We start from the raw sequence: 12,160 nt of genomic DNA, 5'->3' as shown, positions 1-12,160 counted from the left end.
ACCGACTTTTCCGGTGTCAGGCGACTGGGGCCGGCGGGGGTGACACGATGGCGGACATGAAAACCGCACGGTCTGAGGAGGTGCGCGCCGACCGGGGCGGCCGACCCGCCACGACCAGCGCGCATGCGCTCGCCGCCCGAGCGCAGGAATTGTTCCTCGAGCGCGGCTTCGAGAAGACGAGCGTGGGCGACATCGCCGATGCGGCGGGAGTCAGCCGCCGGACCTTCTTTCGCTACTTCCCGACGAAAGCCGACGTGGTGTGGGTGGAGTCGGCAGCCGAACTCGATCACTTCCGTCGGCTCGTCGCAGCGGCGTCCACCGACACGCCACCCCACCTGACGGTGACCGACGCGTTCATCGCGGCGATCGATCACGGCCGAGCCGAAGAGCGGTGGGCGCGTCATCGGGCGCAACTCATCCTCAGTGTGCCCGCGGTGCAGGCGCAGGCGAATGTCGTCTACCGGCAATGGCGGACGGTCATCGCCGACCACGTCCGGATGCGTGCTGCCTATGGTGGCGACGACGCGTACCCCACCGCGGTGGCATACGCTGTCATCGCCGGATCATCTGCCGCGCACGAGATGTGGCTCCGACGAGACGATCTCGAGCTCGGGCACTGTCTTCGGCGCATGTTCGAGCTGATGGTGCCGGGGCCACCGTCCGACCTGTGAGGCGGCACAGTCCGGGACGGAGCTGCAACCCCCGAATTCAGCGCGCGACCTCGCGGTGCCCGGCGTCGATCCGCCTTGTCCAGCTGCGGGAGTCGAGGTGCTCCAGGAGCGGAATCGCCACGCGCCGGGTGGTTCGCAGCGCCTGACGGGCGGCGCTGGTGGTGAACGGCTGCTGGAGCGAGGCGAGGGTGCGCATGGCCAGGGCAGGGGCGGTCGGCAGCAACACGACTCCGTCGCGCAGCCGGAGGATTCGGCCCGTGTGCTCGGCGGCGGCGAGTTCCCGGGCGCCCAGGCCGAGTGCGGCCAGGTCGTCGGCCTCGGGAGCGCGGAACGGGTCGTCGGCGAGCCGGCGCTCCAGTGCGCGGACTGCGTCCTCCGCATCGCCGAGGGACGGGCGGTGACCCGGGATCGCGAGGTGGCCGTCGGATGACGTCAGTCCTGCGCGGTCGACGACGGCTGCCAGCAACGTCGCGTCCGGAAGTCCCACGAGCGCGGGCGCGCCGGCCGCGGAGAGCCCCGCCGACAACGGGTCCCGGCCGTGCAGGTCGAGAAGGGCGGCGCGGAGCCGTTCCGCCCATACGGTGAGGGCGGATTCGGCCACCCACCACTCGCCGATCACCCGGACGCCCACGGGAGCGGCGGTTTCCGCCTCGTCGACGAGACCGAGACGCGCCAGATCGACGACGCGGATGGCGCCGAGCCTGGCGACCTCGTCCGCGGCTCCGGCATCGTCGGGCATGGCCGCCAGTGTGGCCGCGCGTCGGGCCGCGTCGCCGCGCCGGGTCAGCGCCGGGGGGTCGGGATGCATCACGACGCCGCCGCCGACGATCCGCCGGCCCGGATCGCGGAGGACCACGCGATCGCCCCGCGACATCGGCACGGGGCGAGCGAGGGTCAGGCGTGCGTGGTCCCCATCGAGGGGTCGCAACCGAGCCGGTAGCGCAGCGGTGCCGATGTGCGCGACGAGATGTTCGGGCGCCTCGTCGAAGCGCGTACCGCTCACGCGACGGACATCGGCGACCGCGGAGGAGTGCCATGCGCCGGGCGTCACCAGTGCGTAGCCACGGGAGACGTCGTCGACGCCGACACCGCGGAGGTTGACCGCGACCCGGCTGATCGGACCGGCGGCCGCGAGAGCCGTACCCTCGCTCTGTAATCCGCGGACGTCGACGCGGCACAGACCGTCGGACGTGAGCAGGTCCAGGGTGTCGCCGACGGTGATTGTCCCCGACGCCAGGGTGCCGGTGACGACGGTGCCCGCGCCGGTGCGGGTGAAGACCCGGTCGATCCAGAACCGGACACGACCGGAGATCGGTGGCGACGGTGACTGCGCCAGAACGTCGTCGAGTGTCGCGCGCAGTTCGTCGATCCCGATCAGGTGGGGTGCCGACACCACCACCGCGGGCGCGTCGGCGAGACCGGTGCCGCTCAGCCGGCGTCGCGCCTCGTCGATCACCTCGTGGATGCGGCGGGTCGATGCGCGGTCGGCCCGGGTCACGACCAGGAGTCCGGCGTCGATGCCGAGCGCGGCGACCGCGTCGCGGTGATCGTCGGACTGGGCGCTCCATCCCTCGTCGGCGGCGACGACGAACAGGACGACCGGTGCCGGTCCCAGTCCGGCCAGCATGTTGGGGATGAATCGCTCGTGGCCGGGGACGTCGACGAAGGCCACGTCGGCCCCCGAAGGCAGAGTGGTCCAGGCGAAGCCGAGATCTAGCGTCAGGCCGCGGCGTCGTTCCTCATCCCATCGGTCCGGTTCGATGCCGGTCAATGCCCGCACGAGTGTGGACTTGCCGTGGTCCACGTGTCCGGCGGTGGCGACGACGTACTTCACGGGCAGTACTTCATGAGCAGCACGTCACGATCCGGGCTTCACGGCTCGTCCAGCGCGCGCCGGATCGCCGCGAGCACCCGGGGGTCGTCGGCCTCGGGAACGCAGCGCAGATCCACCAGGCATGCGTCGTCGTGAACGCGGGGCAGGACCGCCGGTTCGCCGAGGCGCAGGCGTGCAGCCGTCGCCACCGGAAGCCGTATGGCCCAACCGGGCAACGGAACGCCGGGCGCGCCGCCACCACCGACCCGGCCGTCATGCGCGACGACGGGGAAACCGACTGCTGCACCCAGGGATTCGGCCCGCACGCGAAGGGCCCCGGGGTCGGCGTGCAGATGGTTCCAGACCGGCGGCCGCGGCCCGCCGACGGTCGCCTCCATCGCGGCGAGCGCGAGCTTGTCCGCACGAACCGCCCGTGCGAGTGGATGTTTCGCCAGACGCTGCACGAGCGCGGCGTCGCCGAAAAGGAGTCCGGCCTGCGGTCCGCCCAGCAGTTTGTCGCCGCTGGCGATGACGAGGTCGGCACCGGAGTCGAGTGTCGTCGTCGCGTCGGGTTCGTCGGGCAGCAGCGGGTCCGGTTGCAGGAGTCCGCTGCCGATGTCGGCGACGACAGGCACGCCGTACGCCCGGCCGAGGGTGCGCAATTCGGCGAGCGAGGTCTCGCTGGTGAAACCCTCGACCCGGAAGTTGCTCGGATGCACCTTCAGGATGGCCCCGACATCGTCGGAGGTGAGCGCATCGGCGTAGTCGTGTGCATGGGTCCGGTTGGTCGTGCCGACCTCGTACAGGCGTGCACCGGTGGATGCGATCAGCTCGGTGAGCCGGAAACCCGCGCCGATCTCGATCATCTCGCCACGACTGATCACCACCGCGCGCCCGGCCGCCAGCGCCGTGGTCGCCAGTACCAGCGCGGCCGCACCGTTGTTCACCATCAGCGCGTCGCCGGCCGCGGGGCAGGCGCGTAGCAGGGCGGCGCGGGTGGTCGCACCGCGTTTCGACCGGGCGCCGGTCTCGAGATCGAGTTCCACGTCCACATACCCCGACGCCGCGACGACGGCGTCGAGCGCCGCGGGCGACAGCGGCGCTCGTCCGAGGTTCGTGTGCACGACGACGCCGGTCGCGTTGAGCACCGCGCGGGACGACGACGCGTACGACCCACTCACCGACTCGACGATGATCCGCTCGACATCCTCAGGTGGTGTGTCGCCGCGGCGTGCGGAGTCCTGCGTCCGGCGGATGATGTCGCGGATCGCGTTGTCGCCCAAACGCACTCGCGCGTCGGACACCGCGGGAAGGGCCAGCAGGGTGTCGGTTCGCGGAATCCGGCGACGTGGATCGGTGACGGGGGGCTTCGACACGGCTCCTCGCTTCGCTCGTCACCGGCTCAGCCGGCGGTGGGTGGCTCTCGCTTCGCTCGTCACCGGCGCGGCCGGCGGGTTCGTGTGGGGGACCGGGTGGCGGAGGCGGACGGGAATCGAACCCGCCAGGCCGAGATACTCGACCTCCTCGGTTTTGAAGACCGGGGAGCCCACCAGGACCCATACGCCTCCATGCGTTCCAACCTATCCGACGCCCGGTGGGTCAGTCCTGCTGGTGCGGCCAGTTGCCCTGGGTGATGAGTTCTTCGAAGTGGCGGATCAGTTTCGGGTTGAGATCGTCATCGACGGCACGCTGAAAATCGCCGTCCCACTTCATAAACCAGTCGTCATCGCGCTTCATCAGGAAGATGGGCCAGCCGTGGGTGATATCGAGTTCGTCGGCGTACAGGTCGGTCGACCCGTCCTCCCGCATGTACCAGTAGTCGTGACCGGATTCCCAGAACGCCTGCAGCTCGCCGGCCGTGACGTAGTACTCGCCGTCTGCTTGCCTCATGAGCCCGATGGTAGCGATCGCCGGAGGACCGCATCGGAGATTGCCGGAGGGCTACCCTCGACACGGTGACCGTGCGGAACGAGACACCCATCCGACTGACCGGCTACGCCCACGGGGGTGGATGCGCGTGCAAGATCCCGCCGGGCGAGCTCGAGCAGGCGGTCGCCGGGCTCACCGGCCAGGTCGGCGACGACATCATCGTCGGACTCGACGACGGCGACGACGCCGCCGCGGTACGCATCCGCGACGACCTCGCGGTGCTCTCCACCGCCGACTTCTTCACCCCGGTCGTCGACGATCCCTACGACTGGGGTCGCATCGCCGCCGCGAACGCCCTGTCCGACATCTATGCCATGGGCGGTACCCCCGTCGTCGCGATCAACCTGGTCGGCTGGCCGCGGGAGGTACTGCCGATGGAGCTGATGACCGAGGTGCTGCGCGGCGGTCTCGACGTCGGGGCGCAGGCCGCCTGTCCGGTGATCGGCGGGCACACCATCGACGATCCGGAACCCAAGTACGGCATGGCGGTGACCGGGGTGGCCGAACCCGACCGGCTGTTGCGCAACGACGCGGCCGAGCCGGGGTTGCCCATCACCCTGACCAAACCGATCGGCGTCGGACTGTTGAACAACCGGCACAAGCAGACCGGTGAGGTGTTCGACGAGGCGATCGCCCTGATGACGACGCTCAATCGCGATGCATCGACAGCCGCGGTCGCGGCCGGCGTCCGCGCGGCGACCGACGTGACCGGCTTCGGTCTGCTCGGGCACCTGCACAAACTGTGCCGCGCATCGGGCGTCGGCGCGGTCCTCGAGCGCGGTGCGGTACCCGCGGTCGACGGCGCGGCGCAGGCGCTTCGGGACGGTTTCGTCTCCGGTGGCACCCGTCGCAACCTCGACTGGGTGCGTCCGCATCTGACGGTCGACCCGGGCGTCGCCGAGGACGACCTGCTGTTCCTGGCGGACGCACAGACCTCGGGCGGGCTGCTCGTGGTCGGCGAGGTCCCGGGCTATCCGGTGATCGGCGAGACCGTGGCGGGCTTCGGGATCACGTTGCGCTGACCCTTCGTGGCTCGTCGCTTGCGCTCCTCGCACCTCAGGGAGCAGTGGGTCGGGCGCTCCCCGCACCTCAGGGAGCAGTGGGTCGGGCGCTCCTCGCACCTCGGTATCTGCGGCCTGGGAGCCGTCGTGGACCGCGAAAGACCTCCGCTCCCTGAGGAGCGAGCGTGCGAGCGTCTCGAAGGGTCCTGGTGAGAGGCAACGCAGACCCTTCGTGACGCGCCCTCCGCAAGCTCCGGGCGCTCCTCAGGGAGCGGTGGGTGAGGCGCCCTCCGCACGCTCCGGGCGCTCCTCAGGGAGCGGTGGGTGAGGCGCCCTCCGCACGCTCCGGGCGCTCCTCAGGGAGCGGTGGGTGAGGCGCCCTCCGCACGCTCCGGGCGCTCCTCGCACCTCAGGGAGCGGTGGGTGAGGCGCCCTCCGCACGCTCCGGGCGCTCCTCAGAGAGGGGTGTGCTCAGGGCGCGGGCGGCCCGGTGGTGATCGAGTCGTCGGTGATCCCCGCCGCGCGACGGGCCGCGAGGCGGCGCTTCTGCGGCTCGATCGTGTAGCGCGGGTTCTTGGCCGACTCGATGCCGGCGTCGAAGACGCCGAATCGGGTGCAGGCCGATGCGGTGAGCAGTGCGAGTCCCGAGGCGACGGCCAGCGGCCGGGATCGACCGCTGAACAGCGCGCCCACACCGCCGGCCACGGCCAGTCGCTCGCTCCAGCGCAGGAGCTTGCCCGCGGTGCCGTCGTGCATCGGTTCGGTGGTCACCGGGTCCATCCGGTGTTCCATCAGACGCGTCGCGGCGAGGTCGCCCACCACGCCGATCGCGGCCAGCGTGCGTGCCGGCCCGGCCTGCTCGGTCGCCGTGGTGACCAGGGCCAGCCCGCTCGACGCCAGGCTCGCGGAACTGACGAACACGAACGGCAGATCCCGGTGCATGGCGTTCCAGGTCGGCACGGCGGTGTCGGAGAGCAGCACCGCGGTGTAGACCGCGAGCGGCGGACCGGCGAGGCCGGCGGCGAGCCCGGCTGGGGCCTCGACGGCGCGCAACACCGGACGCAGGGGTCCGAGCGGCAGGCGCGCCCCGGTCATCCGGTCGATCTCGCCGACCGCGGCCACGCCGAGCGCACCACTGAACGCCGACAGGATCCACGAACCGACGCTCATCGGTGACGTCACCTTGAACGTGCGCAGCATGTTGTAGAACCGGTCGGGCCGGCCGAGGTCGGCGACGAGCGCGATCGCGCCCAGGCCCACGGCGCCCAGACCGCCGAGGCGGGCGTTGCGTCGCAGGGTGTCCCGCCCGGTGAGTTGTGCGCCGGCGGCCAACACTCCCGAACCGCCGGCGACGCCACCGAGAAACAGGTAGGCGGCCACCTTTTCGTCCCATGGTGGCGGCTTGACGACGGGATGCCCATAGTACGAGGTGAATTCGGCGTCGGGCACCATCGACATCTCGCGGTTGCCGTAGCCCTGGCCGACGTTCTTGCGTGGCTTGCGCTGTCCGCCGCGGCCGAAACCCCGCCCGCGCCGCCGGGGCGGCTCCGGCGGGCGGAACGAGTCGAACTCCGACGAGGTCATCGGCCGCCCCGCACGAACGAGAGTGCGGCGGCGGCGAGCATCCCGGCCGCGGCGATCCCGGCGCGTTTGTACATGGCCGGCAGGTCCGCGGTGCACACCCGCGGGTCCGGCGGCAGTCCGTAGACCTCTGGTTCGTCGAGCAGCAGGAACACCGATCCGGTGCCGCCGACACCGTCGTTCGGGTTGGCGCCGTAGAGCCGCGCCTCGGTCATGCCCTGCTCGTGCAGCGCCCGGACGCGGGCGTGCGCGTCGTCGACGAGATCGTCGTGGTCGCCGAACTTGATCGACGTGGTCGGGCAGGTCTTCGCGCAGGCCGGTGTCTCGTCGTCGAGCAACCGGTCGTAACAGAGCGTGCACTTCTGCGCGACACCGCGTTTGGGCACCTCGGGCTGCTCCCCCTTGCGTTCGCCGGAACGGGTCGTCGGGGCGGCGGTGCCGTCGGCACGACGCTCGACGACGCCGAACGGGCATCCGGCCACGCACGTTCCGCAGCCGTTGCAGACGTCGTCCTGGATCACCACGGTGCCGAACTCGGTGCGGAACAGCGCGCCCGTCGGACAGACGTCGAGGCACCCGGCGTGCGTGCAGTGCTTGCAGACGTCCGACGACATCAGCCAGCGGAACTCGGGGGTGTCGGGGGGAGTGGTTTCGACTCGGCTCGTCGCTCCGCTCCTCGCCGGCTCAACCAGCGGAGAGGAGGGCTCGCCCGACGGTGAGGAGGGCATCGCGGGCATCCCGAGTCCGACGAGCATGCGGCCGGAGTCGCGGGCCTCGGCGATGCGGTCGGCGGTCTGTTCGACGAAGGCGACGTGACGCCAGGTACTCGCGCCGAGCGCCACGGTGTTGTCGTACGACATCCCGGTGAGCGCGAGGTCGCCGTCGCGCGGGTTGCCGTTCCACTCCTTGCACGCCACCTCACAGGCCTTGCAGCCGATACAGATCGAGGTGTCGGTGAAGAACCCCTTGCGCTCCTCGTGGGTGCTCCAGTGTGCGTCGGCGCTGGGATCGGATGGTCCGGACAGCTGCCCCATCTACTCGTCCGCCTTCCCGGTGATGTGCTGGTTGTCGGTCTCCACCGTGACCCCCGCGCGCTCCTGATGGGCACGCACCAGGTCGAGCAGTGCCCGGCCCTGCGGCCGGCGCCCGGCGATGACGTCGCAGGAGCCCACCTTGGACTCCTGGATCTGCACGTTCGGATCCAGTGTGACCCCGATCAGGTCGTTGGCGGCATCACCGCTGACGACGGCGTCGGAACCGACGCCCCAGTGGTAGGGGAGCCCCACCTGATGCACTTGCCTGCCGTTGATCGTCAGCGGCAGCATGCGGTCGGTCACGAGTACCCGCGCCTCGATCGCGCCGCGCGGCGAGACGATCGTCGCCCAGCCCTCGTTGGTCAGACCGCGCTGCTCCGCGAGTTCGGGGGAGATCTCGCAGAACATCTCCGGCTGCAGTTCCGACAGGTACGGCGTCCAGCGACTCATGCCGCCCGCGGTGTGGTGCTCGGTGAGACGGTACGTCGTGAACACGAACGGATACACCTCGGAACCGGGGCTCTCACCACTGGGCGCGTCGAGATTGTCCGGGCGCGGGAACAGGATTCGCGAGGGCGACTGCTGCTGGGGATACAGCGCGTTGACCACCGGGGATTCCTGCGGCTCGTAGTGCGTCGGCAACGGGCCGTCGACGAGCCCGCGCGGGGCGTAGAGCCAGCCCTTGCCGTCGGCCTGCATGACGAACGGGTCATCGCCGCACAGGGCTTCGACGCCGCCGACCGACGGGTCGGGCCGGGCGTCGGGCGCCAGGTCGACCGGGAAGTCGGGTACGTCGGGACCGACCCACCGTCCGGCGTCGGCGTCCCATTCCATATACCGTTTGCGTTCGCTCCACGGCCGGCCGTCGGGGTCGGCCGACGCACGGTTGTAGAGGATTCGACGATCCGCCGGCCACACCCAGCCCCACTCGTGCTGGGTGACGCCACCACCGCCCTGCGGGACCCGGCGGGCGGCCGAGTTCGACGGCCCGTCGGTGTCCGCGCCGGTGTAGACCCCGGTGTAGATCCAGCATCCGCCCGCGGTCGAGCCGTCCCGCCTCATCTGGGTGTAGGACGTGAGGTTCTTGCCGGCGTCTTCGCCGGTCACGTGGTAGCCGTTGATCTCCGACAGGACGGCTTCGGGATCGGGATTGCCGTGCTCGTCGAGCGGATAGTCCCAGGTGACGTCGAGCAGTGGGCGGTCACGTTCGTCGGTCGAACCGGCGAGGCGTTCGCGGATGCGGCGTCCGAGCTCGAAGAAAAAGTCCAGCTCGCTCTGGCACTGACCCGGCGGTTCGACCGCCTGGTGGCGCCACTGCACCATGCGCTGGGTCTGCGTGAACGAGCCGGCCTTCTCCACATGAGTGGCCGCGGGGAGGAAGAACACCTCGGTGGCGATGTCCTCGGTGCGGAGTTCGCCGGATTCGATCTCCGGGCCCTCCTTCCACCAGGTCGCCGTCTCGATCATGTTGAGGTCGCGGACGACGAGCCATTTGAGATGCGACATCGCCATCCGCGCCTGGCGGCCGTTGGCCGAGCCCACCGCCGGGTTCTGGCCGAGGACGAAGTAGCCGTCGACTTTGTCGGCCAGCATGTCGACCGTCGTCTGGAAGGTGCCGGCCGGCCCGGTGAGCCGGGGCAGATAGTCGTAACACCAGTCGTTCTCCGCGGTCGCGGAGTCGCCGAACCACGCCTTGAGCAGACTCACCGCGTAATCCTCGGCGTTGGCCCAGAAACCCTTCTCGGCCTTCGATGTGATCGCGTCGATGTACTCGCCGAAGCTGTCGTGTTTGCCCGCCGAGGGCATCGGCAGATACCCGGGCAACAGGTTGAACAGAGTGGGGATGTCCGTGGACCCCTGGATGCTCGCGTGCCCACGCAACGCCATGATGCCGCCACCGGGACGCCCGACATTGCCCAGTAGGAGTTGGAGGACGGAGGCGGCGCGGATGAACTGGGCGCCGAAGGTGTGCTGGGTCCAGCCGGTCGCGTACCCGAAGCAGGTGGTGCGTTCCCGGCCCGAGTTGTCGGTGACGGCCCGGGCGAGATAGTCGAAGTCGCGCAACGAGATCCCGCACATGTCGCGCACCATCTCGGGGGTGTAGCGCGAGTAGTGGCGCCGGACGATCTGGAACACGGTGCGCGGGTGTTCCAGGGTGTCGTCGCGGACGGTCGCGCCGTGTTCGAGTGGCGGTCCGCCGGAACCGTGCTCATGACCCACGGCGCGGTCCTTCACGCGCGGCCCGTCGTCGGGATGTCCGGGCGAGTCGACGGTGCCCGACGACCCGGTCGGATGGTCGGCGGCCGCGGTCGGCTCCTCGTACGCCCAGGAGGTCGCGTCGTACTCGCCGGTCTCCGCATCGAACCCGGAGAACAGGCCGTCGAGGTCCTCGGTGTCCTGGAAGTCCTCGGCGATCAGGGTCGCCGCGTTCGTGTACGCGACGACGTACTCGCGGAAGTACTTCTCGTGCGTGATGGCGTAGTTGATCAGCGCACCGAGGAGGACGACATCAGACCCGGCCCGGATCGAGATGTGCCGGTCGGCCACCGCGGAGGTGCGGGTGAAGCGAGGATCGACGTGAATGACCTTCGCGCCCTTGGCCTTCGCCTCCGACACCCATTGGAAACCCACCGGGTGCGCCTCGGCCATGTTGCCACCCATGAGGATGATGCAATCGGCGTTGGCCATGTCCTGCAGTGATTGCGTTGCGCCGCCGCGTCCGAACGAGGCCCCCAGACCGGGAACCGTCGCGGAGTGTCATATGCGCGCCTGGTTCTCGATCTGGATCGCGCCCGCGGCGGTGAAGAGCTTCTTGATGAGGTAGTTCTCTTCGTTGTCCAGGGTGGCGCCGCCGAGCGAGGCGACACCCATCGTGCGCCGGAGCAGCCGGCCCTCGTCGTCGCGGTCCTGCCATCCGCGGCGCCGGGCCTCGAGGAAACGGTCGGCGATCATGTCGATCGCGGTGTCGCGGTCGAGATCCTGCCACTGGGTCGAGTACGGGGCCCGGTAACGAATCGCGGTCTGCCGCATCGGGTTGTTGACCAGCTGCTCGCTCGACGCCCCCTTGGGGCAGAGGCGGCCGCGGGAGATCGGGGAGTCCGGGTCGCCCTCGATCTGGACCACTCGTTCGTCCTTGACGTACACCTTCTGCCCGCAGCCGACCGCGCAGAACGGGCACACGCTCTGGACCACCCGGTCCGCGGTGGCGGTGCGCGGCTCGATGCCGCGTGTCTTCGCCGACGTGACCGCCGGTCCGCGCCCGAAGACGTCGCCCGACCGCAGCTGGCGGAACACCGGCCATTCGAGGGGGCTGAAGGCTGGCACGGGATCGAGTCTAGACCTCTTCGCTCACTGCGACAGGGCGACGCTGATGTCGCGGGCGGTGGACCGGCCGAGGTCGACCAGAAACGGGATGCGTTCGGCGCTCATGAGTTCGGTGCTGCCCCGGATACCGAGGGCGAAACGCACGTCGGTGCCACCATCGGCCGGGAAGATCGGGAGTCCGATGGTGCGGTGGCCGGCCGCCAGCTCCTCGTCGTTGAAGCCGTAGCCCCGTTCCCTGGTGAGGGTCAGTTCTTTCGCGAGCTCGTCGGCGGTCCGGACGGCACGGTCGGTGCCGTCCAGATACGGAAGGCGTTCGAGTTCGTCGTGGCCGACCTGGGAGAAGGCGAGCAGGGCCTTGCCGAGCGCCGAGGCGTGCAGCGGCAGCAGGACGCCCTGGAGCGCGTGCCCCTCTGCTTCGCGCCAGCGGCTCGTCCCGAGCAGGACGACCTCGTTGCCGTATCGCATCGCGACCGAGGCCGATGCGCCGGTGGTGGCCGCGAGCCGTTCCAGATGGGGTTCGGTGAGGTAGATCCGGTGCTGGCGGTAGGCGATCTGGCCGTACTGCGCCAGCGCGCCGCCAAGGCGGTATCGGCCGCCCTCCGCGGTCTTCTCGAGGAAGCCGGCATCGACCAGCGCGGTCAGCAGACGGTGTGTCGTGCTGAGCGCGAAGCCCTGCGCCCGGGCCACGTCGGTGACACCGAGCTCGTCCCCACCGCGGAAGCAACCGAGAACGGCCAGCGCCCTCGACACGGTCTGCACACCCGAACCCGCCATCTCCTCTGTGCCTCCCGACTAGAAATCGGCCTG

General features: G+C 70.2%; 9 protein-coding genes and 1 tRNA gene. 2 read left to right on the top strand and 8 right to left on the bottom strand.

What is annotated here, in order from left to right; translation table 11 throughout:
- Positions 1-47: 47 nt before the first annotated feature.
- The gene (locus tag CA982_RS03850; protein ID WP_086534029.1) at positions 48-671 is read left to right on the top strand and encodes an acyl-CoA-like ligand-binding transcription factor; all 624 of its coding nucleotides are present in this window, start codon (positions 48-50) and stop codon (positions 669-671) included.
- Positions 672-708: 37 nt separating this feature from the next.
- Here the strand turns inward: CA982_RS03850 and selB are convergent, their stop codons facing one another.
- From selB to CA982_RS03830, 4 genes are all read right to left on the bottom strand, one after another.
- Positions 709-2,505 carry a selenocysteine-specific translation elongation factor gene (selB, locus tag CA982_RS03845; RefSeq protein WP_086534028.1) on the bottom strand — a complete coding sequence of 599 codons (1,797 nt, stop codon included), beginning with the start codon at positions 2,503-2,505 and terminating at the stop codon, positions 709-711.
- A gap of 38 nt (positions 2,506-2,543) precedes the next feature.
- On the bottom strand, positions 2,544-3,860 hold the full coding sequence (selA, locus tag CA982_RS03840; protein ID WP_086534027.1) for an L-seryl-tRNA(Sec) selenium transferase: 1,317 nt from the start codon (positions 3,858-3,860) through the stop codon (positions 2,544-2,546).
- A 97-nt stretch (positions 3,861-3,957) separates the two neighbouring features.
- A tRNA-Sec gene (locus CA982_RS03835) sits at positions 3,958-4,052 on the bottom strand.
- A 31-nt stretch (positions 4,053-4,083) separates the two neighbouring features.
- Complete coding sequence (locus CA982_RS03830) at positions 4,084-4,374, bottom strand: hypothetical protein (protein WP_167383325.1); 291 nt, start codon at positions 4,372-4,374, stop codon at positions 4,084-4,086.
- 71 nt (positions 4,375-4,445) lie between these two features.
- Here CA982_RS03830 and selD point away from each other — a divergent pair, with 71 nt between their 5' ends.
- Positions 4,446-5,435: a selenide, water dikinase SelD gene (gene selD, locus CA982_RS03825; RefSeq protein ID WP_425269030.1), complete on the top strand. Its 990-nt coding sequence runs from the start codon at positions 4,446-4,448 to the stop codon at positions 5,433-5,435.
- 450 nt (positions 5,436-5,885) lie between these two features.
- On the opposite strand, the gene nrfD is transcribed toward selD, so the two are convergent.
- Genes nrfD through CA982_RS03800 form a run of 4 tightly spaced genes read right to left on the bottom strand, consistent with a single transcriptional unit; the run spans position 5,886 to position 12,127 of the window.
- Positions 5,886-6,998 (bottom strand): NrfD/PsrC family molybdoenzyme membrane anchor subunit, encoded by a 1,113-nt coding sequence (nrfD, locus tag CA982_RS03820; RefSeq protein WP_086534024.1) that lies wholly within the window; start codon positions 6,996-6,998, stop codon positions 5,886-5,888.
- Positions 6,995-8,029, bottom strand: a complete 1,035-nt coding sequence (locus tag CA982_RS03815) for a 4Fe-4S dicluster domain-containing protein (RefSeq protein WP_086534023.1) — start codon at positions 8,027-8,029, stop codon at positions 6,995-6,997. The genes nrfD and CA982_RS03815 overlap by 4 nt, the downstream gene beginning before the upstream one ends.
- The gene (fdh, locus tag CA982_RS03810; RefSeq protein WP_244176113.1) at positions 8,030-11,353 is read right to left on the bottom strand and encodes a formate dehydrogenase; all 3,324 of its coding nucleotides are present in this window, start codon (positions 11,351-11,353) and stop codon (positions 8,030-8,032) included.
- 24 nt (positions 11,354-11,377) lie between these two features.
- A complete protein-coding gene (locus CA982_RS03800) occupies positions 11,378-12,127 on the bottom strand; it encodes an IclR family transcriptional regulator (RefSeq protein WP_086534020.1) in 750 nt (249 codons plus the stop codon).
- Positions 12,128-12,160 lie beyond the last annotated feature (33 nt).

The sequence above is a fragment of the Gordonia lacunae genome (assembly GCF_002149015.1).
Lineage (GTDB): Bacteria > Actinomycetota > Actinomycetes > Mycobacteriales > Mycobacteriaceae > Gordonia > Gordonia lacunae.
The sequence above is the reverse complement of the archived record's forward strand: the minus strand, read 5'-3'. Positions and strand labels throughout refer to the sequence as shown.